The 24605-nt window shown below is 48.4% G+C and carries 21 protein-coding genes; 17 read left to right on the forward strand and 4 right to left on the reverse strand.

Translation table 11 applies throughout. The annotated features are described in order from the left end of the window. Together Q0380_RS04130 and Q0380_RS04135 are read left to right on the forward strand one after the other, a co-directional pair. A complete protein-coding gene (locus Q0380_RS04130; protein ID WP_298960485.1) occupies window positions 1-1002 on the forward strand; it encodes an iron-sulfur cluster assembly scaffold protein in 1002 nt (333 codons plus the stop codon). A 406-nt stretch (window positions 1003-1408) separates the two neighbouring features. Beyond that, entirely contained in the window at window positions 1409-2197 is a 789-nt protein-coding gene (locus Q0380_RS04135) for a transporter substrate-binding domain-containing protein (RefSeq protein WP_297882471.1), read from the forward strand. Between the two features lie 610 nt (window positions 2198-2807). On the opposite strand, the gene Q0380_RS04140 is transcribed toward Q0380_RS04135, so the two are convergent. Beyond that, a complete protein-coding gene (locus Q0380_RS04140) occupies window positions 2808-3494 on the reverse strand; it encodes a SapC family protein (protein WP_298960488.1) in 687 nt (228 codons plus the stop codon). 149 nt (window positions 3495-3643) lie between these two features. Here Q0380_RS04140 and Q0380_RS04145 point away from each other — a divergent pair, with 149 nt between their 5' ends. After that, a complete protein-coding gene (locus tag Q0380_RS04145) occupies window positions 3644-4417 on the forward strand; it encodes a 3'(2'),5'-bisphosphate nucleotidase CysQ (protein ID WP_298960491.1) in 774 nt (257 codons plus the stop codon). A gap of 63 nt (window positions 4418-4480) precedes the next feature. Further along, window positions 4481-4873, forward strand: a complete 393-nt coding sequence (locus tag Q0380_RS04150; protein ID WP_297922065.1) for a type II secretion system protein — start codon at window positions 4481-4483, stop codon at window positions 4871-4873. 19 nt (window positions 4874-4892) lie between these two features. Here Q0380_RS04150 and Q0380_RS04155 read toward each other — a convergent pair whose 3' ends face one another. Next, window positions 4893-5504, reverse strand: a complete 612-nt coding sequence (locus tag Q0380_RS04155) for a hypothetical protein (protein WP_298960494.1) — start codon at window positions 5502-5504, stop codon at window positions 4893-4895. A gap of 96 nt (window positions 5505-5600) precedes the next feature. Between Q0380_RS04155 and Q0380_RS04160 the strand changes: the two genes are divergently transcribed. From Q0380_RS04160 to Q0380_RS04180, 5 genes are all read left to right on the forward strand, one after another. Beyond that, the gene (locus Q0380_RS04160; RefSeq protein WP_298960497.1) at window positions 5601-6170 is read left to right on the forward strand and encodes a TRAP transporter small permease subunit; all 570 of its coding nucleotides are present in this window, start codon (window positions 5601-5603) and stop codon (window positions 6168-6170) included. Between the two features lie 93 nt (window positions 6171-6263). Continuing rightward, window positions 6264-7625, forward strand: a complete 1362-nt coding sequence (locus Q0380_RS04165; protein ID WP_005871492.1) for a TRAP transporter large permease subunit — start codon at window positions 6264-6266, stop codon at window positions 7623-7625. A gap of 41 nt (window positions 7626-7666) precedes the next feature. Continuing rightward, window positions 7667-9490, forward strand: a complete 1824-nt coding sequence (locus tag Q0380_RS04170; RefSeq protein WP_298960500.1) for a biotin/lipoyl-containing protein — start codon at window positions 7667-7669, stop codon at window positions 9488-9490. A 132-nt stretch (window positions 9491-9622) separates the two neighbouring features. After that, a complete protein-coding gene (gene pckA / locus Q0380_RS04175) occupies window positions 9623-11206 on the forward strand; it encodes a phosphoenolpyruvate carboxykinase (ATP) (protein ID WP_298960502.1) in 1584 nt (527 codons plus the stop codon). Next, on the forward strand, window positions 11181-12533 hold the full coding sequence (locus Q0380_RS04180) for a CAP domain-containing protein (protein WP_298960503.1): 1353 nt from the start codon (window positions 11181-11183) through the stop codon (window positions 12531-12533). Before pckA ends, Q0380_RS04180 begins: the two co-directional genes overlap by 26 nt. Window positions 12534-12606: 73 nt before the next feature. Here Q0380_RS04180 and Q0380_RS04185 read toward each other — a convergent pair whose 3' ends face one another. Together Q0380_RS04185 and Q0380_RS04190 are read right to left on the reverse strand one after the other, a co-directional pair. Beyond that, window positions 12607-13179: a hypothetical protein gene (locus Q0380_RS04185; RefSeq protein ID WP_298960505.1), complete on the reverse strand. Its 573-nt coding sequence runs from the start codon at window positions 13177-13179 to the stop codon at window positions 12607-12609. A gap of 209 nt (window positions 13180-13388) precedes the next feature. Further along, window positions 13389-14006, reverse strand: coding sequence for a Type 1 glutamine amidotransferase-like domain-containing protein (locus Q0380_RS04190; protein WP_298960509.1), 618 nt, complete (start codon window positions 14004-14006; stop codon window positions 13389-13391). A gap of 95 nt (window positions 14007-14101) precedes the next feature. Between Q0380_RS04190 and argH the strand changes: the two genes are divergently transcribed. The 8 genes from argH to Q0380_RS04230 all read left to right on the forward strand — a co-directional run bounded on the left by argH (window position 14102) and on the right by Q0380_RS04230 (window position 24388). After that, complete coding sequence (gene argH / locus Q0380_RS04195; RefSeq protein WP_298960814.1) at window positions 14102-15481, forward strand: argininosuccinate lyase; 1380 nt, start codon at window positions 14102-14104, stop codon at window positions 15479-15481. A 401-nt stretch (window positions 15482-15882) separates the two neighbouring features. After that, entirely contained in the window at window positions 15883-16515 is a 633-nt protein-coding gene (locus Q0380_RS04200) for a uroporphyrinogen-III synthase (protein WP_298960512.1), read from the forward strand. Window positions 16516-16758: 243 nt separating this feature from the next. Next, entirely contained in the window at window positions 16759-18015 is a 1257-nt protein-coding gene (gene purD / locus Q0380_RS04205; protein ID WP_298960517.1) for a phosphoribosylamine--glycine ligase, read from the forward strand. Beyond that, the gene (locus tag Q0380_RS04210) at window positions 18012-18449 is read left to right on the forward strand and encodes an RDD family protein (RefSeq protein WP_298960521.1); all 438 of its coding nucleotides are present in this window, start codon (window positions 18012-18014) and stop codon (window positions 18447-18449) included. The genes purD and Q0380_RS04210 overlap by 4 nt, the downstream gene beginning before the upstream one ends. Further along, window positions 18436-20694 carry an LPS-assembly protein LptD gene (locus Q0380_RS04215; protein ID WP_298960524.1) on the forward strand — a complete coding sequence of 753 codons (2259 nt, stop codon included), beginning with the start codon at window positions 18436-18438 and terminating at the stop codon, window positions 20692-20694. The genes Q0380_RS04210 and Q0380_RS04215 overlap by 14 nt, the downstream gene beginning before the upstream one ends. Beyond that, window positions 20694-21413 (forward strand): phosphoribosyltransferase family protein, encoded by a 720-nt coding sequence (locus Q0380_RS04220; RefSeq protein ID WP_298960527.1) that lies wholly within the window; start codon window positions 20694-20696, stop codon window positions 21411-21413. Before Q0380_RS04215 ends, Q0380_RS04220 begins: the two co-directional genes overlap by 1 nt. Then, on the forward strand, window positions 21397-23511 hold the full coding sequence (locus Q0380_RS04225) for a polyribonucleotide nucleotidyltransferase (RefSeq protein ID WP_298960530.1): 2115 nt from the start codon (window positions 21397-21399) through the stop codon (window positions 23509-23511). Before Q0380_RS04220 ends, Q0380_RS04225 begins: the two co-directional genes overlap by 17 nt. Window positions 23512-23533: 22 nt before the next feature. After that, a complete protein-coding gene (locus Q0380_RS04230; RefSeq protein ID WP_298960533.1) occupies window positions 23534-24388 on the forward strand; it encodes a universal stress protein in 855 nt (284 codons plus the stop codon). Window positions 24389-24605: the final 217 nt, after the last annotated feature.

Consider the following 24605-nt stretch of genomic DNA (forward strand, 5'->3'; position numbering starts at 1 on the left):
ATGGCAAAAAACAGTTTAATAAACGGCTCGATCTGGGAGCAATACTCGCAAAAAGTGCAAGACCGCATGAATAATCCTCGCTATATGGGCGAGATCACCGAGGAGGAAGCGAAGGCTAGAGGTGGTAAGCTAGTGGTCGCGGACTTCGGCGCCGAGAGTTGCGGCGATGCGGTGCGGCTGTATTGGTTGATCGATCCTAAAACCGATAGAATTTTAGACGCTAAATTTAAAAGCTTCGGCTGCGGCACGGCGATTGCGAGTTCGGATACGATGGCTGAGCTTTGTATCGGAAAGACCGTCGATCAAGCGGTGAAGATTACAAATTTAGACGTAGAGCACGCTATGCGCGACAATCCCGATGAGCCCGCCGTGCCACCGCAAAAGATGCACTGCTCGGTAATGGCATACGATGTCATCAAGCAGGCCGCTGCGAACTATAAGGGGGTCGATCCCGCGCATTTCGAGGATGAGATCATCGTGTGCGACTGCGCGCGCGTGAGCCTCGGCACGATCAAAGAGGTGATCCGCCTAAACGACCTTCACACGGTCGAGGAGATCACGCAATACACAAAAGCGGGCGCGTTTTGTAAATCCTGTGTGCGCCCGGGCGGACACGAGGAGAAGGACTACTATCTGGTCGATATTTTAAAGCAAACCAGAGAGGAGATGGAGCGAGAGAGGCTTCAAGCTCAAGCCGATGCGAGTGCCGCTAATAACGTGAAAGCGGGAGCGGAGATGAGCTTTGAGCAGTTAAATTTGATCGGTAAATTTAAAGCGGTCGAAGGAGTGCTTGACGAGGATATCCGCCCGATGCTTCAGATGGACGGCGGCAATCTCGATGTCATCGACATCAGGCCCGCAGACGACGGCAAAACCGATATCTACATCCGCTACTTAGGCGCTTGTAGCGGCTGCGCCAGCGGTGCGAGCGGTACGCTGTATGCGATAGAAAACGTCTTGCAAGAAAACCTTAGCCCAAACATCCGCGTAATGCCGATCTAAACTTATCGGCCGCTATGTTTCATCTTGGCTTGGTCTTGACGAAATTTTAAGAGCTTGAGCTTTCCGAGATAGCGGAAATAAATTCCGCTCATTGGCTAAATCCATAGCTAAGCGCTGAATCTGCATAGAATCTCGGCGCTTGCTTTTAAAAATATCGCAAATTTCGCTAAGGTTTTTCTAGCGTGAAATTCATCTGTAAAATCTTGTTTATAAATTTGATTAAAAGCTTTTTTCGCTCGTGTAAGTTTTTTATGAGATTTCGTTTGTAAATTGGGCATATAATTTTCTTCGCAAATTTCGTCTTTTCATAAATTTCGATGAAAATGCGCCATAAATCGCATAATTTTAGCTGGCTATAATTTCTTTTTATTATAATTGCGCCTTATTTCAACTAAAAGGGGAGCAAATGAAAGTATTTGTTTTGGCAGCTCTGCTACTTGGTTTTCTATCTGCAAATTCTTTGGATCAGATCAAAAAAGATAGGCTCGTTCGCATAGGTGTATATAACGATCAGCCGCCGTTTAGTGCGCTCGTAGACGGCAAATACAGGGGATTTGAGATTGCTCTTGGCGAAAAGCTCGGTAAGGAGATTTTCGGCGATAATCCCGGCAAGGTAAAATTTATCCCGATCACGGCTTCAAGACGCATTAGCGCTTTACAGCGCAATGAAGCGGATATGGTGATTGCGACCTTTACTCCTACGCCCACGCGAGCGAAAAAAGTAGATTTTTCGGAGCCTTATTTTAAGGTGCAGGTAGGTGTGCTAGCCAAAAAAGACGAAAATATCACGAGCTTCGATCAACTCCGCAAAAAGAGGATTTTCGTCATCAAACACTCTCCTATTCACAATTTCTTACGAAAAGCAGGCTTCAGAAAGAATTTGAATTTCTGCGCCAGCTCGGCTAAATGCTACCGCGCTTTCAAAAGGGCGAAAAATGCCGTGCATGTCGATGATAACCTAATCCTGCACGCATACGCAATCATCGATAATAAAACGCAGGTTGCTTTGGATGGTCTAGGTAAGCAAACTTACAACGCAATCGCCGTGCAGAAGGGCAATAATGCGCTGCTAGAGCTAATCAATACATCTTTAGCAGGACTAAAAAAAGATGGATTTTTGGATAAGACCTTTGATGATACGCTCGGGATTTTTTATCATGGCACGATCGATAAGAAGGAATTCTTGGTTGAATAAAATTTCGTGCAGAATTTAATTCGTGCGTTTGATTCCCGCGTAAAATTCGATTCATTGTAATGACGGAGTTAAAAAATACGTTGCGGGCTTAATTTGCTTTTAGAATTCGGTCTTGATTTTGCTTGCCTGTGTTTTGAGGCATGTAATTTTTATAGGGGTTTATTTAAATTCTACTATTCATAAAATTTTTAGGTAAACTTGCAAAATTTCATTTTTTTGATGTATAAAATATTTTTTGTGATGCATATTTTAAATTTTATAAATTTATCTACTTTAAAGAAATTAAGAATTTAATAGAATTTTATGCAAAAATTTGGGCTTGAAATTTTATGTATAAAATCCTGCGTGGGCAGGGTGATAAATTTTGCCATAAAATTTTATGGCAAAATTATACGATCAAGCTCGCAGTATGTTTAGTCTTAGCTGCGAATAAAGTCATTTAAGCTCTAAAGCTTATGCTACTAGATAAGCTTAATTGGTATTTATAAAAATAACTCACGCCGTAAAATACTTGCGACAATTTCGCGCAATGGCGCTTTTAGGAATTAAATTCCGCGACGTCAAATCATAAAATTTTTAAGAATTTCGAGCTATTCAAGAAGCAAAATGTCTATTTTTTCACTTCTTTCGGCGTGCTCGGCGGGTCGAGCTGCATGATCTTATCGCCTAGGCGCTGAAAATTTGCAAGGCTTTTTAGGTGGAAATACGCTAGCTCTAGATATCCGCGGCGCGCGAAATCCGCAAGCTTTTTATCGCTTAACTTCAAAAGCTTCTCGCGATTTACGACCGAAAAGCCGTTCAGCAGAGACGATTCCTTGCCGCTAGAGTTGATGCCGAGCTCCTTGGCTTCTAAAATCCCCGCCTTTTGAAATTCCGCCGCGGCAACGCGCGTGCGCATATCCAAATCGGCGTAATTTTTCATCACCTCTTTTAGATTTTGTAAAAACGGCGTCGGCTTACCGTCTTTAAAAAGTGCCTCGCCGTCGCCTTTGATCTGCTGCGCGTCCTTATCGAAGCAGATCGCGGTCTGCTCGCCGATCTGGGCTAGGAAAAACGGATAATTCTGCACCGAGGAGGGTACCGTTCCTTTATAATCCTTATCGATTAGAACGTTTTTGGTGCGCCCTAGCAGCGCCACCATTTTGGGCTCTTTTTCGATGGTAAATACGATAACGAGGTTGTCCGCGCAAAACGGGATCTCCGGTGCGATCACCGGCACGAAAGGCGCGGTAGGGAATGCATCCGCGTGATACTGTAAATCCGCGTGTTTAACGCTATCTAATACGACTGGGGTCATGTTGGTCCTTTAAAAAATTTTAGCAATTATATAAAAAAGAATATTAAAATTCTAAAGGGTTTTGGAATTTCGGCTGTTTTTGCTTGCATAAATTTAGACGTTTGGAATTTTAAATTTGATAGAATCACCGTTAAATTTAAGGAGCGAAAGTGGGTTTGGATGAGCTTTTGGCGCTTGCCGAGGATGCCGCAAAAAAGGCAAACGCCGCAATAATGCAAAACTACGATAAATTTGATATCTTTGTCAAAGCGGACAGATCACCGCTTACGAATGCGGATCTCGCGGCAAATGATGTAATAATGAGCACCCTGGAGCCTAGCGGCATCGCGATCTGCTCGGAAGAGCGCGTGCTGGATAGCAAGCGGCGCATGAGCGAGGAGAGATTTTGGCTCATAGATCCGCTGGACGGCACGAAGGAGTTTATCGCGCGCAACGGCGAGTTTTGCGTCTGCATCGCGCTGATCGAGCATGGGCGCCCGATTTTAGCGGTAATTGGCGTGCCCGTAAGCGGCGACATATATAGCTCAAACGGCGGCGGAGTTTATAAAAACGGCGTACTGCTCGCTCGCCCCACTAGTGCGCCGCGAATCTTCATGCAAGGGCACTATAGTAGATCCGCAAAATACGTGCAATTTGCGCAGAAATTTGGAATGCAACTAATATGCAAAGGCTCTGCGATAAAATTTTGCATCTTAGCCGAGGGGGGCGCGAGCGCGTATGCGAGATTTAGCGACTGCTCGCTTTGGGACATCGCCGCGGGAGATTTTTTGCTGCATCAAAGCGGCGGAGCGGTAGTGGATCTAAAGACGATGAAGGCGCCGCTTTATAACGGAAAAAGCCTGATAAATAACCACTATTTGGCGGTCGGCGCGAGTGCGGTAAAATTATTGCCTAAAATGTTGGAGTTTGCGAAGAATTTTTAAGCTAAATTTATAGTAAACGTCTTATAATATAAGTCCAAAAATTTTTTATCAAAGGATAAAAACATGAAGGGCTTTACTATGATCGAATTAATTTTCGTGATCGTGATTTTAGGTGTTTTGGCGGCAATTGCCATCCCAAAACTAGCAGCTACGCGCGACGATGCAGAGGTCGTTAGAGCAGCACAGAATGTATCTACATCACTGACTGATCTAATGGCTTATTATACTTCGCAAGGCGAGTATGATAATAGCACGACAGGTTTTAACAACATGACAAATGTTAAAAATCCTATAACCGCAAAAAATAAGGTTTGTGCTACATACACTGTTGATAGCAAAAATAAGGTTACTCTTAAAAAGAGTACAGATGGTCTATGTGCTCACGTGTGGGAGATGCCGGGGTTAAAGAATATAAATGCTGTCTACTCATCCGACGCTTTATTGATTATTCAATAGAGCTTCTTTGGCGCAGGGACTATCTCTGCGCCTTTTTATTCAAAAATCCAAGTAAAATTCCAATCATCCAAATCATTGCGAAAAATATAAAGATAAAGCTCCAAAATTGCGCCAGATCCACGCTTTTGCTTGCTGGAAACAGATACCAACCTCCGCTATAAAGTGCCGTTAGCTTAGCTTGCAGCCCCTCTAGCATTGTATCAGTCGGCACTGCTGGTACGTCGAATGCGCAGCTGTTAAATGGCTTAAAAATCGGCACTGCGCTTATATCAAAATTTAAAAATCTCACCGCTCCACCACAGCCGCTCATCCCGCTCATATCTCCGCTCCCTCGCAGTACCGTGTGAATTTTAGCTAAATTTAATGACGATACGAAGCCCAGCGCCGCACCGTAGAACCACACCGCATATCCGCAGATAGCGCCGTAAACACCCTTGCCGCAAACAGCTAAAATCGCCGCTCCTAGCGCTATGGCGCAAAGTGCGAATCTCACGTGAATGCTAAAGCTTTCCGGATAGATAAAAAGGAATTTTTGCAAGAAAAAATATGAAAATGCTAGCCAAAAAAGCGCCCAGATAGCGCAAAAAGCGAGAAATTTTTTAGAGTATCTGTTTTGAAATTTTAAAACCATAAAAATCCTTTCCGCGCATAATTTTATAATAAATTGCAGATATTTTTGCTAAAATCCTAGCTTTTATAGCAAAAATATCAAGTAAAGGGTAAAATTTTGAGGAATTTTTTACGCAAATTAGAAAGAGCTTTTGATGCGTTCGCAAATATCTTAGGCGTATTGAGTATCGTATTTTTGGCGCTTTTAGTTATAGTCGTTTTTTACAATGTTGTGGCGCGTTATCTTTTTCCAGCCGCAAATTCCGTCGCTATGCAAGAACTTACGTGGTGGCTATATTCGGCGATGTTTTTATTCGGTGTGATCTACGCGCTTAAAGAAAATGCCCACGTTCGCGTGGATATTTTTTACGAAAAATTTAGCCCCACTGCAAAAGCGCTCATAAATATCTTAGGTACGATATTCTTCATTTTGCCTTTCGTGGCGCTCGTGGCGTTTTTTTCGATCGATTATGTGAGCGAGGCTTATACGAGCCATGAGGCCAGTGCCAATCCCGGCGGTATGCAGCATCTTTGGATCATCAAGTCCGCAATCACGCTTAGCTACGCGTTTTTATTTATCTACGCATTTGGATTTTTGATTAAAAATATTAACGCCCTGCTTGATGTTAGGGAAAACAAGGGCTCGGAATTTCTTAGTGGGAATTCTTCGGGCGCACAAAGTGTGTGAGGGCAAAATGAGCTTAAATTTAAAATTCTATAAATTTCACACTTTTCGCGCTTGGTCAGAATTTTACCAAGGCGAGATAAAAGGTGGCGAGCTATGATAGGCATAGTGATGTTTGCGGCAGCGCTTTTTATGCTTTTACTGGGTTTTCCCGTTGCGTTTACATTTGGTGCTGTAGCGGTTATTTTTGGCTTTATCTACGGACTTAGTGAGGCGTGGGATTACGCGCAGGGCTTTGAAATTTTAACCGAAGCTTTCGAGGATATGAGTAGGCAGTTTTTTTCACTGATGCCTAATAGAATTTACTCGATTATGGAAAATCAGCTGCTAATTTCGGTGCCGCTTTTTATTTTGATGGGTATGATTTTGCAAAAGACTCGCCTTGCGGAGCGTTTATTAGAGTCAATGGCATTTTTATTCGGCGGCGTACGAGGCGGCGTGGCGATCAGCACCGTTTTGGTAGGTGCGTTACTTGCGGCTACGACGGGCATCGTGGGCGCGACTGTCATCGCTATGGGCGTTATCAGTTTGCCCGTGATGATGAAATACGGCTATGATAAGCCACTGGCTACTGGCACTATCGCTGCTGCGGGCACGCTTGGGCAGATTATCCCGCCCTCGATCGTGTTAATTATTTTAGGCGATATACTTTCGGTTTCGGTAGGTGATCTTTTCTCTGCAGCAGTTATTCCTGGGCTCGTGCTAGTGGGTTTTTACGTGATTTATATTGCGATTATTTCATATATTTGCAAAGATTATGCGCCGCCTGTTCCGCCGCTAGAGGGGCTTAGCAAATCAAAGCAAATTTTTATCGCGCTTAAAAACGTCGTGCCGGTGCTCGTGCTGATTTTGCTCGTCTTAGGATCTATTTTTGCGGGCATCGCTACGCCTACGGAGAGCTCGTCGGTAGGCTGCTTGGGTGCGATAGCGCTAGCTGTTTTATACCGCACGTTTTCGTTTAGGCTGATCTATGACGCGCTAAAAAATACCGCTAAAATTTCGGGCATGGTTTTTATGATTTTGATGGGCGCCACGGCATTTTCGATGATTTTTTCTTACACGGGCGGAGATGAGGTCGTAAAAAATTTTATGGAAAATCTGCCCGGTCAAGCATGGGGATTTATCGCGCTTACGATGGTAGTTATCATAGTGCTTGGATTTTTTCTCGATTATGTCGAAATTTCATATATCATTTTGCCGATACTTTTGCCGATAGTAGAGTCTTTGCATATCAATCCCGTGTGGTTTGCGATCTTAATCGCTGTAAATTTGCAAACGTCGTTTATGACACCGCCGTTTGGATTTTCGATATTTTTTTTAAAAGGCGTGACGCCGCCGCAAATCCATACCACGGACATTTATAAGGGCGTGCTACCTTTTATCTTATTGCAAATTCTAGTGCTATTAACACTCGCAATCTTTCCGGGGGTTTTTGGTTTAAAAGCTTTTTTAGGCTAGAAATATTAAAATTCACGCTAAATTTAATCTAGGAGCTAAAAATGGCTAAAAAGCTTATCGACGTTATGGATACGACCTTCCGCGACGGGTTTCAGTCGGTTTTTGGCGCGCGCGTGGCGATGGCGGACTTTTTGCCTGCCGTTAGCGCGGCCAAAGACGCGGGCATCACGCACTTCGAGTTCGGCGGCGGCGCGCGGTTTCAGAGCCTGTATTTTTACCTAAACGAAGACGCCTTTGAGATGATGGATAAATTTAGAAGCATCGTGGGCGAGGGGGCGAACCTGCAGACCCTTAGCCGCGGCGTCAATACCGTCACGCTCGATACCGGTAGCCGCGAGATCATCGATCTGCACGCCAAGCTTTTTGCCAAGCACGGCACGACTACGATTAGAAATTTCGACGCGCTAAACGACGTGGAAAATTTAAAATTTAGCGGCGAGTGCATACATCGCCACGGTCTTAAACACGAAGTCGTGGTTACGATGATGGATCTGCCGCCTGGATGTAGCGGCGCGCACGATGCGGCGTTTTATGAGAGAATTCTGCGTCAAATTTTAGACGCGCAGATCCCGTTCGACAGCGTCTGCTTCAAGGACGCAAGCGGCACGAGCAGCCCGCAGAAGGTCTATGAGACGATCAAGCGCGCGCGTAAAATTTTAGGCGACGGAGTGCATATCCGTCTGCACACTCACGAGACGGCGGGCGTTAGCGTCGCATGCTACCAGGCTGCGCTCGTTGCGGGCGTAGACGGCATCGATCTTGCCGCGCATCCTGTAAGCGGTGGCACGAGCCAGCCGGACATCCTTACGCTGCTGCACGCGACGAAGGGGCAGAATTTCGACCTGGGCTTGGATGCAGAGAAAATTTTAAAATACGAAGAGGTTTTGGGCGAGTGCTTGAAGGATTACTTCATGCCGCCCGAGGCTACGCAGGTAAGCCCACTCATTCCGTTTAGCCCAATGCCCGGAGGCGCGCTTACCGCAAACACCCAGATGATGCGTGATAATAAAATTTTAGACAAATTCCCAGCTGTCATCAAGGCTATGCGCGAGGTCGTCGAAAAGGGCGGTTTTGGCACGAGCGTAACGCCGGTTAGTCAGTTTTATTTCCAGCAGGCGTTTAACAACGTAATGTTCGGCCCGTGGAAAAAGATCGCCGAGGGCTACGGCAAGATGGTGCTAGGTTATTTCGGCAAAACGCCCGTTAAACCCGACGAGGGCGTGATTAAGATGGCGGCAGAGCAGCTAGGCTTAGAGCCTACGACCAAGCATGCCGTAGATATTGCCGATGCCGACGAGAGCAAGAGCGTCGCGTATGCGCAGAAGATTCTACGCGAGCAGGGCATCGAGCCTAGCGAGGAGAACATATTTATCGCGCTTGCGTGCAAAGAAAAGGGCATCGCGTTTTTAAAAGGCGAGGGCAGGGTGATGAGTCGCAAAAAAGAGGACGTAGCACCCGCCGCAAGCCATCAAAGCAGTATTTCTAAAAACGGCAAATTTGACGTTAAAATTAACGGCAAAATTTACAGCGTAGAATTCGCCGGGCAAAACGTGCTCGTAAACGGCGATCGATACGACGTTAGCTTCGATACCTCAGCGCCCGCAAAGCCGCAAGTGCAAACCGCTCCTGAAAGCAAGGCAAGCGGCGCGGACGGCAACGAAGTAAAAGCGACGCTTCCTAGCAACGTATTTAAAATTTTAATAAAGGAAGGCGACGCTGTTAAGGCGGGGCAGAATGTCATCGTTCTTGAAGCGATGAAGATGGAGATAAATATCGAAAGCCCGCGTGATGGCGTAATCGATAAAATTTTAGTCGCTCAAGGCGATACGGTCGATGCCGATCAGGTGCTCGCGATTTTAAGATAAGCTCTAAAATTTAGGCGGGCGCTCCCGCCTAAATTTCATGGCGATCATCCTCGGCGCTTAAGCGAGCTTACCTAAATTTTAAGCTATAATAGCGCAATCTTTTATCAAAATTTAATTTAAAAAGGACGCAAAATGACAACTCCGAACGATCTGGATAAACTAGGTCTTAAAGATATCAAAAAAATCAACCACAACCTAAGCTACGACGAGCTTTTTGAGCTTGAAAAGGCAAGAGGCGAGGGGCGCGTATCAAGCAACGGCACCTTTATGGTCGATACTGGCATCTTTACGGGTCGCAGCCCAAAAGATAAGTACTTCGTAAAACAAGACCCGAGCCAAAAATACATCGCCTGGGGTAAGGTAAATCAGCCTATCTCAAAAGAGCTTTTCGATAAGCTTTTAGCTAAGGCAAAAGCCCAGCTAAGCGGCAAGGAAATATTTATCCAAGACGCATTTTGCGGCGCGAGCGAAAAGAGCAAAAAATCGGTTCGTTTCGTAACCGAAGTCGCGTGGCAGGCGCATTTCGTAAAAAATATGTTCATCCGCCCAAACGAGGCCGAGCTAGCTAAATTTAGCCCCGATTTCGTCGTCTATAACGCGTGCAAATGCAAAAACGAAGATTGCGCGAGCGACGGGCTGCACTCCGACGTTTTCGTTATCTTTAACGTCGAGGAAAACGTCGCTGTTATCGGAGGCACGTGGTACGGCGGCGAGATGAAAAAGGGAATTTTTTCGATGATGAACTACTGGCTGCCGCTTGCGGGCAAGATGTCGATGCACTGCTCGGCAAATGTGGGCAAGCAGGGCGACACGGCGCTATTTTTCGGTCTAAGCGGCACGGGTAAAACGACGCTCTCTACAGATCCTAATCGCAAGCTGATAGGCGATGATGAGCACGGCTGGGACGATGAGGGGATATTTAACTTCGAGGGCGGCTGCTACGCGAAGTGCATAAATTTAGACCCGAGCAGCGAACCTGAAATTTACGCCGCGATCAAACGCGACGCTCTGCTTGAAAACGTGGTCGCGGACGAGGCGGGCGTCGTGGACTACAAAGACGGCAGCAAGACCGAAAACACCCGCGTCAGCTATCCGATCTATCATATCAAAAATTACGAGCCGAGCTCCGCGGGCGGCCATCCCAAAAACATCATCTTCCTAACCGCCGACGCATTCGGCGTTTTGCCGCCGGTCGCAAAGCTAACCAAAGAGCAGGCGATGTATTATTTCCTAAGCGGCTACACGGCCAAAGTCGCAGGCACCGAGCGCGGTATCACCGAGCCCGTGGCGACATTTAGCGCGTGCTTTGGCGAGCCGTTTATGCCGCTGCATCCGACCGTTTATGCTAAGCTGCTGGGCGAAAAGATCGACAAACATGGTGTCAGCGTCTATCTCGTAAACACAGGCTGGAGCGGCGGCGCATACGGCGTGGGCAAGCGAATGAGTATCAAAGCCACGCGCGCGTGCATAAACGCGATACTGGACGGCAGTATCAAAAAGTGCGAATTTGAAAATTTCGAGAAATTTAACCTCGCGATCCCAAAAGAGCTCGCGGGCGTCGAGACGAAGCTGCTAAATCCGATCAATACATGGACGCACCCGGCGGAATATAAGATCACGCGCGATAAGCTTGCAAAGATGTTTGAAGAGAATTTCAAACGCTACGAGGACGTAAAAGAGGGGGTCGAGTTTGCCAAAGCGGGCCCTACGGCTTAGGCTCCTGGGTCTTGGGGCGATCTGCGCGCTTTTTGCCGCATGCGAAAACACCCCCTCAAATTTAAAACAGCCGCTCGTTGCGATGAGCGGCTTTTCCTTTTACGACGATCCGCTAAGCTACATTAACAATGTGCGCGCAAAATCGGGGCTAAACTACTTTGCGCAGAATGAAATTTTAAATATCTCCGCGCTTAATCACGCAAAATATGTCGTCGCAAACGAGGCGATGTCGCACGACGAGACTCCGGGCAGACCGAATTCTACGGGTGAAAATCCGTCAAAGCGTGCTTTTTACGCAGGCTATAGTGCCGTCGTGAGGGAAAATTTATCCTATAATTCAAGCGATCTAAAAAGTGCGATCGACGGGCTTTTAAGCGCGATTTACCATAGATTTGCATTTTTGGATTTTGCTTCGGATGAGATCGGCATCGGCTATTTTGAGCACGGCAAAAAAAGTAGCTACGTTTTTGAGATGGGGAATTCGCGCCTCAACGCCTTTTGCTCGCGGAATTTAAACGACGAAGGAAGCGGCAAATTTCTACTGGGGATGTGCAAAAACGAAACGCTACGGATGAGGGAGGATAAGTTCAAAAGCGCCACCGCGCTGAACTCGCGCCCTTACGTCTACTACCCGAACGACGAGCCCGCGCTTGCGTTTTTCAGTAATGAAATTCCAGATCCCATGCCTGAGTGCAAAATCACCGCAAATCCCGTAAGTGTGGAATTCAATGCCGAGGGGCCGCCCGTAGCGATGAAGAGTTTTAAAATTTACGAAGGCGGCAGGGAGCTTCAAAACGTTAAAATTTTAGACAAAAACTCCGATCCTAACGCCATTTTAAGCGATAGGCAGTTCGTGCTTTTCAGCAGAGATGTTTTTAAATTCGACGCCAAATACGGCGCAGAGTTTAATTACGAGCAGGGCGGCAAGCAAAAGACGCTACGGTGGGAGTTTATCACGCAAGTACCTAAATTTAGATACTTCGTCGTGCAAGGCGGAGAAAATCTAAGCGTGAAAAACGGCGCGTTTTACGATATATTCGTAGCCCCCAAAGACTGCAACGATTTGATGAAAAGCTACAAAACCAGCTACTCTTTTATGGATAAGCCCGAGATTTCAAGCCCCGCAGCAAATATGCTGCGAGTAAAGTTAAACGGCGCAAAGGGCGCGAAGCTTGAAATTTCGACAGACAACGGCGCGATAATAAATCTGTATTTAAGCGATAGCTCCAAAAGCTACGGCGGCATGGGTAAAATTTACGCCGCAATCGCAGTGGTTTTGGCAGCGATCGTTTTGTTTTATCTTTTGGCAAGAAGAAGAGAGCGATAGGCGAGACCTATTTTCGCGACCTCTGTTTTTGCCTGCGCGCACAGGGGCACATAATGCCTGTTTAGCGTGAGATTTAATGCAGAGCTCGGCTTTTAAATTTCATCCCCGTTTTTTCATCCGCAAGTTTTAAAATTTTATCCTGCACCGCCTCGGGAGCGTAGATATCCATCCACTCTATCCCATTTGATGCGCTAAAAAGCACGGCGATCCGCCCCTCGCTCATTGCGCGCTTGGCAAGCTTGGTTGCCGATGGGGTATTGCCCATGTTTGGCGTTTCGTCTATACTTATCTCGGCGCAGCGGCGCAAAATAGGCGCCAGATCAAACTCGCCCTCAAGCAAAACAACGACCGAGCCGCGCCTAAAACTGCAAGCGTTCCAAAAAATCTCGGCGCCGTTTACGCATTCGCGCGCTAGATCGAGGCGAAATTTACCCCGCTCGCGCACGAGAAAACTAAACTCGCTCAAGCTTAGCGGGTGCTCCACGCTACCAAAAGCCCCTACGATACTATCTTTGCGCCCGTTATAGACGTAGGCGGCGAGCGCGTTTTGCAGCAGCGGCGCGATGATCTGCTCGTGCGCGCTCGTATGATCGCCCTCTCTGGCGCGCCCTGCGATCTTTACGAAAAACGGTTTGAAATACTCCATAAACGCTCCTTAAGCTTATAAAATTTGCTCGCTTTTGCTTTTAAATTTAGCGCTTGCAGCGGTTAAATTTAGCCTGCCGTCGCCGCATTTTCGGCTCGTTTTCAGACGCTGTTTTTAAATTTTAAAATTTTACGCAGGCTTTGGCGCGTAAAATTTTAGATGCCGTTTTTCTAAATTTAACGCGCTTTTAGAACGCTGTGCGTTTAAATTTACCGCCCTAAAATTTCAAATTTATCGCCGTGCACCGCGATCGCCTCGGCATTATTTATCGGCGCCAAATTTAACTTGCCGCCGTAAGCTTTTAAAATTTCGGTCGCACTTTGCACGAAAGGCTCCTCGCCGTAGTGCGGCACGGGGTAAAATTTCACCAGATCAAGCCCCGTTTGCGCCGCCGCTCCGTAGTCGCCCGCATCGTCCATCATGCTCGCGTACTCCACGCTGGGAGCTGCGATCATCGCGCCCGCCGACTCGCCCACATAGATGAGCTCGCCGCTTCGGACGCGATCTGCGATGAGGGTTACCAGATCCTTCTTTTTAAGCTCGCGCAAAAGATAAAAGGTGTTGCCGCCGCTTACGTAAAGCACCTGCGCTGCGCCGATTTTTGCCTTCGCTTCGGCCTCGCTTGCTTTGGAAACGTCTAAAATTTGAACCGTAAAGCCCATTTTGGCAAAAGCATCTTTCGCCTCGTCCACGTAGTCTCGGTACTCCTCTACGTTTGCGGCGGTCGGGATAAAAAGCACCTCCTTAGCGCGGATATTTTGCCTCGCATAGTCCTCAAAAAGCGTCGCCGCGCCCGCAAAATAGGAGCATAAAAACATCTCTATCATCGTTTTTCCTCTCAAAAGGCCGAAATTTTGCGCTATTTTAGCTTAAATTTTATAAAATCACCGAAAATTTAAACGAAGGAGCGAGCGTGAAAAAAATGTGGGAGGGGCGCTTTAGCGAGGCGAGTTCGGCGCTTTTGGAGGAGTTTAACGCCTCGATCGGCTTTGATAGGGCGCTTTGGCAGGAGGATATCGCAGGCAGCAAGGCGCACGCTCGGATGCTCGGCGCCTGCGGGATTTTAAAGCCTGACGAGAGCGAAAAGATCGTCGCCGGGCTTGACGCCGTATTTGAAGAGATAAAAAGCGGTAAATTTGAGTTTAAAACCGCCGACGAGGACATCCACATGGCGGTCGAAAAGCGCCTAAGCGAGCTCATCGGAAGCGATCTTGGCGGTAGGCTGCACACGGCGCGCAGCAGAAACGATCAGGTCGCGCTTGATTTTCGCCTCTACGTGCTTAAAAGCGGCGCTCAGGTTGCCGAGAAAATCCGCGAGCTAGTAGAGGCTCTGCGAGATATCGCAAGCGAGCACGCAGACACGCTGATGCCCGGCTACACGCACCTCCAGCACGCCCAGCCCGTGAGCCTTGCCTATCATCTGCTCGCTTACGCATTTATGTTTCGCCGCGACTGCGAGCGCTTTGCCAGCTCGCGCGAGCGAAATAACCTCTGTCCGCTGGGCTCCGCCGCGCTTGCGGGCACGCCGCACCCGATAAATCGCGAGCTCGTCGCGCAGCAGCTAGGGTTTGCGGGAGTGACGCCAAATGCGATGGATAGCGTCAGCGACCGCGATTTCGCGCTGGAGATTTTGTTTAACGTAAGCGTGTTGATGACGCATGCATCGCGCCTGTGCGAGGAGCTAATCTTGTGGAGCTCGCAGGAGTTCGGATTCGTCACGATCAGCGACGCGTACAGCACGGGCAGCTCGATCATGCCGCAGAAGAAAAACCCCGACGTCGCCGAACTCATCCGCGGCAAAACGGGGCGCGTAAACGGCAATCTCGTCGCGCTGCTAACGGTGATGAAGGGCTTGCCGCTAGCCTACAACAAGGACATGCAGGAGGATAAGGAGGGCGTTTTTGACAGCGTCGCCACCGCGCTTGCGAGCCTTGAAATTTTAAAACATATGCTAAAAACGGCTAAATTTAACGAGCAAAATATGCTCGCGATGACCAGGCGCGGACACCTCACGGCAACCGATCTAGCCGACTATCTCGTGCGGGAGAAAAACGTACCGTTTAGGCAGGCGCACTTCATCACGGGCAAGGCCGTAGCGTATGCGGAAAATTTGGGCCTGGATTTGAGCGAGCTAAACGCACAGCAGCTTGCCAGCGTGGATGAGAGCTTGGACGCCGGCGCGGTTAAATTTCTTGATCTAAACGCTTCTAAGCAGGCGCGCAAGTCGCAAGGAGGCACGGCAAATGAGAGCGTGGCGGCGCAGATTGAAATTTTAAACGGGTGGCTGAAAGGCCAAATTTAAGGGACTAAGAGCGGCGAAATTTTAAAATTTAGCGCTCGTAGCTTTGAAATTTCGTAGCCGCAGCTTTAAATTTTAAAATTCGGCGAGCTCGGCGATCTGTGTGGGCACATACACGGGCTGTGCGGGGCTGGCGAGCTATATAATACGTCTATCGCGCACAGATTGAGCTTTGCGGCGGCGTTATTAAGTGCCGCCGCAGACTGCGAAATACAATTTAAAAGAGGCACCGCTAGGTTACCCAAGTGCAGCTAGAAAGCGCGAGCAGACTTTGCGGGCGGGTTTTAATCGGCGCCAAGGGCGGCGCGGAGCGGAATTAATTTAAACTCAAAGATTAATGACGGCGGATCGGATTTTTTCGAGAGCGGAATTTAATCGAAGCAAATTTAAACATGGAGGGCGTTTTGATATATCTGGTGTCCAATACGAGATTTGATCATCCGCAGGTGAGGCAGCTTGCGGTCTGTGAGATAAAATTTCTCAAATTTAGCCTGCCTGCGCAGATCGGCGCGCTAATTTTTACCTCCAAAAATGCGGTGGCGGCGATAAAATTTAATGAAATTTCGCCTGATTTAGATACGCCCGTTTACGCTATCGGCGAGCCGTGCGCTGCGGCTGCGCGCGAGTTTGGATTTCGCGATATTTTTGTGGCGCTACACGGGCACGGAAATGAGTTTGCCGCAGAGATCGCGCCGCTCTTGCAAGGCAGAGACGCACTGTATCTGCGCGCGCGCGAGACGGTATCGAAGCTGGAGCAAATTCTATCTAGCGCCGGCGTGCGGCTGCAAAGCATGATCGCCTACGAAAATTCCATCCTTAGCCTTCCCGCCGCCGCAAAGCCGCCGCAAGGCAGCACGCTGATTTTCACCTCGCCCAAAAACGTTCGCGGCTTTACCGCAAATTTCGGCTGGGACGAGGGCTACAGGGCGATCTGTATCGGCAGGACGACGGCGAGCGTTTTGAGCGAGTTTTGCGAGCCGATAATCTGCGAAAGAATGTCGATAAAATCCTGCGTCGATCTGGCGCTTTTGCCATAGTTTAAGCAAATTTAGACTATAATTTTGCCCAAGCCTGGGTGAAGCGAGAGCGTTTTATATGAGGGTTCAACATATTTGTATAAGCGACGACGTGAGAGGTCCGTGTGACGCGGCTCGGCTCGAGCTTTTTTTAAAGTTACGGGTTGCGACCTAGAGATTTTTCCTAGTTGCAAGATTGGCTTTGTTTGAGCCGATTCTTTTTACGCAACGCTCACTTGGGTTTTTTACGTTACGGAGGCTTCATTGAATATCCTAATAATCGGCGGCGGCGGTAGAGAATACGCGATCGGGCTAAGACTTCGCGAGGATAAAAACGTTTTAAATCTGTATTTTGCTCCGGGAAACGGCGCTACAAAGGCGCTCGGTAAAAATTTAGATTTAAAAGATTTTAATGAACTCGCGCTTTTTGCCAAAAACAACGACGTAACTCTTACTATCGTGGGCGCCGAAGAGCCGCTTACAAAAGGTATCGTGGATATTTTCAAAGCGCAAGGTCTCGCGATATTCGGTCCTAGCGCTGCTGCGGCGAAGCTTGAGGGCTCTAAAGCCTATATGAAGGACTTTTTAGCGCGAAATCATATCAAAACCGCAAAATTTCTAAGCAGCGACGATCTATCCGAAATTTCAAAATTTATTGATACCCTAGACGGCCGCGTCGTAGTCAAAGCGGACGGTCTGTGCGCGGGCAAAGGCGTCATCATCGCAAATTCCAAAGATGAAGCTAAAAAAGCCGCCGCGGATATGTTAAGCGGCGAAAGCTTCGGCGAAGCCGGCAAGCGCGTCGTCGTGGAGGAGTTTTTAGAGGGCTTCGAGCTGAGCTTTTTTGCGATCTGCGACGGGGAGAATTTCGTAAGCCTGCCCGTGGCGCAGGATCACAAAAAATTGTTTGACGGCGATCTGGGCCCGAACACCGGCGGCATGGGAGCTTATGCGCCAAGCCCGCTAGCGGATACCGCGCTGATAAAAAGAGTGCAGAGCGAGATCGTAGCACCCACGCTAAAAGGGATGAAGCAGCAGGGCGCGCCCTTTTGCGGCGTGCTGTTCGTAGGGCTTATGATCGTGGGCGGCGAGCCTTACGTGCTGGAGTACAACGTCCGCTTCGGCGATCCGGAGTGCGAGGTTTTGATGCCGCTAATTGACGGAAATTTGAGCGAAATTTTATACAACGCCGCCGTAGGCAAGCTAAGCAGCATAAGCTTAAAAGAGCGATTTGCGGTGGGCGTCGTGATGGCTAGTGAGCGTTACCCTTACAGCTCTTCGCAGCCTGAGCCGATCAAAACGGGCGAAATTCCTGCGGGCGCGCATATCTGTTACGCAGGCGTGAGCGAGCGGGAGGGGCAAATTTGCGCTAGCGGCGGGCGCGTTTTGGTAAGCGTGGGCGTCGCGCAGAGCCTAAAGCAGGCGCGCGACGCGGCTTACGCGCTGTGCGAAAATATAAAATTTAGCGGCGCGCAGTATAGGCGCGATATCGCGTACCAAGCCTTAAGAGATAAAATTTGATCGTCGCTCCGCTTAGCAAGCGCGTAATTGCGTTTAGTATCGACGAAGCGGTGAACGTAACGCTTTTTGTGGTCGTGCTATTTGCTATCGACGAGCCAGAGCTTGTTGCAGCGGCGCAGAGCGGAAGCAATCTTGAGGTACAAAAGATCGCGTCAAAATTCATTTTGCATTACGCGATAATAAAATTTTTATATCAGGCGATTTTTGTCTATCTATACGGCGCGACGCTAGGCAAGCTTGCGGTTAAAATTTATTGCGTCCGCGCTGGCGGCGGCTCTATGGATATCGCTACGGCAGCGATCCGCGCGGCGGTTAGGTTGATAAGCGAGATGATCTTTTATATGGGATTTTTGGTGGCGCTTTTTACGAACTCGCGTCAGAGCCTGCACGATATGGCGGCGAAAACATTGGTGGTAGAGATTGAAAAAGAGTAAAAAATTTAAAATTCTAGCGCTCAGTTTTAGCGCTCTTTTAGCAAGTAGTGCGAGCGCAAAGGTCCAAGATGTCGAGCTCATAGCCGATAATGTCGATAAAAAGGGCTTTTTGACGGAGGCGAGCGGCAACGTAACGGTGTATTCGCAGGACTACTTTATCACCGCCGATCGCGCTACATACGACGAGCAAAACGGCATCATTGAGCTTTTTGGTAACGTCAATGCGATGCGCGGCAGCAGCGAAACTACGCGCGCGCAGCACGTCAAAATCGATCTGAAAAACGATAAGCAGGAAGCCAACGTAAATTTTATGATGGACAAGGACTCCGAGCTTTGGATGCAAAACGACGCTAGCTGCAGCGATAGCGAATATTACCGCGTGGAGGGCTCTAGCGTATCTAGCTGCAATGTCACCGATCCCGATTGGCGCATTAAATTTAGCAGCGGCATGCTAAATAAAGAGAGCAAATTCCTCCATCTTTTCAATCCAAGATTTTACGTGGGTGATGTGCCGGTGCTCTATCTGCCGTATTTCGGCTTCCCGACCGACCGTACACGTCGCACGGGCTTGCTGCCTCCCGAGGCCGGCTACATCAGCAAGGAAGGGATTTACTACAAGCAACCGATCTATTTTGCGCCTTACGATAGCTGGGATTTTCAGCTCGATCCGCAGGTGCGCACGCGCAGGGGCTTTGGCGTATACGGGACATTTCGATTTACGGAATCGCCGTACTCTTACGGCGAGATTAGAGGCGGAGTTTTCGATAACTTTTCGCGAGCGCAAAAACGCCTCGAATACAAAAACGAGCGTCACCACGGCTTTGAAGTGCAATACGATCGCAGCAAGCTTGCGACCTATCTGCTAGATGGTGATCTGCGCGAAAATTTATGGATCGATTTTACCCAGCTAAACGACCTTGAATACTACGATCTGAAGGAAAAAGGAGGTCTTGGCAACGATGCGGATAATTCGCTCGTAACTTCACGGCTGAATTATTATTTGACCTCAGACGAGCACTATTTTGGCGCTTACGGACGCTACTACATCGATACGAGTAAGCTAAACGCCGATAATACCTTCCGCAACGAAGATACCGTCCAAGAGCTTCCGACGCTGCAATATCATAAATTTAGCAATGATTTGGGACTGCCAAATTTGATCTATTCGCTTGATGCAAAAGCGCGTAATTACACCAGATGGGAGGGCGCGACTGCTCGCCAATATGAGTTTGACGTACCGATTAGTATAAGTACGCCGCTACTGGCGGATTATTTAAATTTCGCCTTTACCGAGCGAGTGTATATGACCAATATCGATTGGCACGATAAATTTTACTACGCAAACGGCGATCTTGGCGAGGATAAAAGCACTTTCTACGCTAATCAATACACCGAGCTTTCACTCTACACCGACGTAGCCAGGGCTTACGATAGCTTGTATCACACTATGAGCTGGAGGGCGGATTTTAGAATTCCAAGCTGGCAGCAAGGCGATATAGAGGATAGAATTTTAAAGTATCATCAGTATAAATACGACCTTGCTCGCGGCGCAGTAGATCGCTCGCGGCTGGGTAACTTGCAAGACTCGCTTTATTGGGAGGATAACTTCTTAAGCGAGCTAAAGGACGAATACACCCACGAAAATGCAGCTTTAAGTATGACGCAGTTTTTTTATAATGAAGACGGACGTAAATTCTTACGCCATAGCGTCAAGCAGCGATATGACTTCGACGATCATGAGTTTGACGATTTAGAACACCGCATCGATGCGTATTTTGCAAATGGGCTAAATATCGGAAACCGCTTTACCTACTCACATAAATATAAAAGCTTTGATAAGGTCTATACCTACGCCAACTACTCCAACGACGACTTTAGCTTTGGACTTAGTCACGCTTACGAATATGAAAAGCTAAGCATGGAGCCTAAACGTTATACGAAAGATAACTACGGCATCGTAAACGCCTCGGTAAATTTGCCTAGGAATAATAAAATTTTTGGGCGTTGGGATTACGACTTAGAGCGATCTTATTCTAAAATGTGGCGCGTGGGACTTTCTCATACGCGCAAGTGTTGGAATTACTCTTTTGTGTATCAAGAGGATATCGAGCCTAAAAATACCAGTACGACGGGCTACAGCAAAGCAAGCAAGGAGCGCGGAATTTACTTTCTCGTAAATTTCTATCCGTTCGGCGGAGTAGGGTATGATTTTTCAGTAGATAGCGAATATGGAAGCGAAAAATAATGACGCCTAGAGCTGAGCTGATGTTTGAAAGCCAAATCGACGCCGCGATGAAACTCGCAGAAATTTTACCCGCTACCGTGATCAAAAACGAAAATTTTCTAATAATCGCTCAGTCTCTGGAGTCGCTTCCTATCGCAAACCATCTTGCTCTAAAATTAGGGCTTGCTTATGAGTTTTTATTCACAGAACCCGTTTTGGCGCCAAATAATCCTGAATGCGCGATCGCATGCGTAAGCGAAACCCAAGAGATCGTGATGGTGGATGAGCTCGTGCGAAGCTTCGGCATCAGCCTGGATTACGTTTACGGGCAGGCGAACAGACTTTATGAGGAGAAAATTTTAAAAAACATGTATAAATTTCGCAAGGGCGAGCTTTTGGGAAATTTGGAGAAGAAAAACGTTATCTTGGTAGATGAAGGGTGTGAGAGCGGGCTGACCGCGCTTACTTGCATAAAGACGCTCGTAAGCTTAAACGCCAAAGCGATCTTTTATGCCACGCCCGTTATCGGCAGCGATAATGCAGACGAGATCGCCATGCTAGTAGATGGAATTTATGCTGTTCACAAGATCAGAGATTTTGTGAACGTGGATTTTTATTACAAAGAAAAAACGCTCTCAAGCGCGGAGGAGATAATGCAAATTTTAAACAAATGCCAGCTTTATCTACCGTTTCACGAGACTAACAAAAACAAGGAGAAAATTAATGCAGTGCAAAATTGAAGTAAATGGCAATACCGAAATTTTCGATATCAACAAAGTTGCGAAACAAGCCGCGGGCGCGGCGCTTTTACGTGTGAAAAATACCGTCGTGCTGGCTACCGTAGCGCGCGAAGAGACGCAGGTGCAGGAGGACTTTTTACCCCTTACCGTGCAGTATATCGAGAAGATGTACGCGGCAGGCAGAATCCCCGGAGGCTACATCAAGCGCGAGACCAAGCCGGGCGATTTTGAGACGCTAACGAGCCGCATCATAGACCGCTCGCTGCGCCCGCTCTTTCCAAAGGGCTATGCGTATCCGACGCAGATCGTAGTTTACGTGCTATCGGCAGATCCTGAGGTCGATCTGCAAGTCGTCGCTCTTAATGCGGCGTCTGCGGCGCTATATCTTAGCGACATCCAGATTAAAGCGCCCGTTTGCGGCGTCCGCATAGGATATCAAAATGGAAATTTCATCCTAAATCCGAGCAACTCCGCGCTTAAAGCCAGCGCACTTGATCTTTACGTAGCCGGCGTCGGCGATGAGCTTTTGATGATCGAGATGCGCTCTCTGCCGCAGATTAAAGGTGACGCGCAGCAGATGAATGAATTTAGCGAAGATCTAATGGTGGATGCGATCGATTTTGCCGCAAAGGCGATAAGCGCGGGCTCAAACGCCTACGAAGAGGCTTTTTTGCCGCTTAAAAAGCCCGATGCGAGCCTGGAATATAAGCCCGAGATAGAGGATGAGGATATCGCGGATTTTATCGACGCGAACTACAAAGACGCCGTCAAAGCTGCAATCAATCAGATGGCAAAGAGCGAACGCGCTACCGAACTAAACAAAATCGTGGATCAAATTTTAACCACCGAGGCTGCGGCGCAAAACGAGTGGAGCAAAGAGGTGATCTCCAGCGTCATCGGCAAGTATAAGCGCGGCATCATCCGCACGCAGATCATCGAGGATCATTGCAGAGCCGACGGACGCGCGCTTGATGAGGTGCGCCCGATCAGTATCGAGACCAATATCCTGCCGTGCGCGCATGGAAGCTGCCTATTTACGCGCGGGCAGACGCAGGCTCTGGTCGTCACTACGCTGGGCGGCGATAGCGACGCGCAGCTAAGCGACAGCCTAACGCAACTTGAGCCGATCAGCGATAGATTTATGTTTAACTACAACTTCCCGGGCTTTTGCGTCGGCGAAGCAAGCCCGCTCAAAAGCCCAGGCAGACGCGAGTTGGGGCATGGAAATTTAGCCAAAAGAGCGCTATATCCGAGCATCGATCTAAACTCGCCGCAGTCTATCCGTGTAGTGAGCGAAATTTTAGAGAGCAACGGCTCAAGCTCGATGGCTTCGGTCTGCGGCGGCGCACTTTCTCTCCGAGCAGCGGGCGTACCTACGCTAAAGCTCGTTGCGGGCGTAGCGATGGGTTTGATTTTTGAGGGCGACAAGCATGCCGTGCTAACCGACATAATGGGGCTTGAGGATCACGACGGCGATATGGATTTTAAGGTCGCGGGCACCTACGAGGGCATCACTGCGCTTCAGATGGATATCAAGCTCGGCGGCATCAGCCTGGAGGTTTTAAAGGAGGCTCTAGCGCAGGCAAAGCAGGCTCGTGCGCATATTTTGGGTCTTATGGAGCAGGCGGACGCAGCGATCGTCATAAATGAAGATGTGCTTCCGAAGCTTGAAATTTTTAGCGTCGAGGCAAGCAAAATCCCCGACATCATCGGCCAGGGCGGCAAGGTCATCAAAGAGATCACCGAAAGCTTCGGCGTAAATATCGATCTGGATCGCGAAAAGGGCGAGGTCAAGATCCAAGGCGCCAAAGCTAGCGCCGTATCGGGCGCGAAAGAGAAAATTTTATCAATAGTTTCAAATTCTCGCGATTTTCGCAAGCCACGCGGTGAACGCAAAGATGTAAAATTTCAGATCGGCGAGGAGTTTGACGGCGTGGTGCAAAGCGTGCTGGATTTCGGTACCTTTATCTCGCTGCGAGACGGCGTGGACGGATTGCTGCGCGCTAAATTTATCACAACGCCTTACAAGGCGGGCGATGTAGTGCGAGTGCGCGTGACCGATCAGAAAGGCACTAAAATTTCACTGGAATTAGCTTAAAATTTTAATTAGGAGCGTAAAGATGCAGCTTAAAAAGATATTTTTCCCTATCGGCGGCGGCGAGGAGCTGGCAGAGCGCATACACGGAGCGCTGCTCGTGAATAAATTTTTCGGTACGCACATCAATATAATGGCGTGCCAGCTCGATCCTAAGATGATCTACAACGTCCGCATGACGCTAAAAGGCGGCGTGTTGATGGATGAATTTTTAAAATCCGCAGGAGACGAGATGAGGGCTGAGCGCGAGGAGATCAAAGCGATCTTCGACGCCGAATGCGCCAAGCTGGGCCTAGATCAAAGCGACGACGATCACGTCCCAAATAGCGCCGCTTTGAGGCATATGGTGGGCATCCGCTCCGAGCTGGTCGAGAAATACTCCAAATATTGTGATTTGGTGCTGGTTTCGGTGCCGCCTACCGGCTCTATTACGGGCACGTTCGAGGCGGCGGTCACTAAAAGCGGCAAGCCTTGCATTGTCATACCGCGCAAGCTGAAGGAGTTTAGGGCGGATAAAATTTTAGTCTCGCTTACCGGCACTGCGGCGTCTGCAAGGGCGCTTGATAATTGGCTGGAGCTTTTGCAGCGCGCCAAGTCCGTCACCGTCATCACCGCAAACCACTACCTCCAAGAGGGCATCCCCGAAACGAAGCGCCGAATAAGCGATTATTTGGCTCTGCACGACGTTAATATCGATGCTTTCGAGACGCTAAACGCAGACGGCAAGATCCCGGGACAGGTGCTGCTAGAGTACGCCGACGCGGGCGATTTCGACCTAATCGTCGCGGGCTTGCACTCAGACAGCGGCATAAAGGAGATTTTCTTAGGCGGCGCGTCGAAATACTTCCTGCAAAAGACCAAAATTCCGGTCTTAATGTAGCTTGAGGCTTGTGTGCCGCGTCGCGGCACGCCGCCCGCACCGCGTCTAAGCTTAAATCGGCTTTTAAGCGCCGCAAGCTAAAGCTTAAATTTTAATCGACTCGCTTTGGCTTTATTAGCCCGTCCGCAAATCGTGCAGTTATGCTTCTTGCGGATGGGTTGCGATTAATTTTACCGCTAGCTTTGCTTACGAGCCGCATTTGCTTTGCCGCGGCTAG

The sequence above is a fragment of the uncultured Campylobacter sp. genome, from assembly GCF_937959485.1.
Lineage (GTDB): Bacteria > Campylobacterota > Campylobacteria > Campylobacterales > Campylobacteraceae > Campylobacter_B.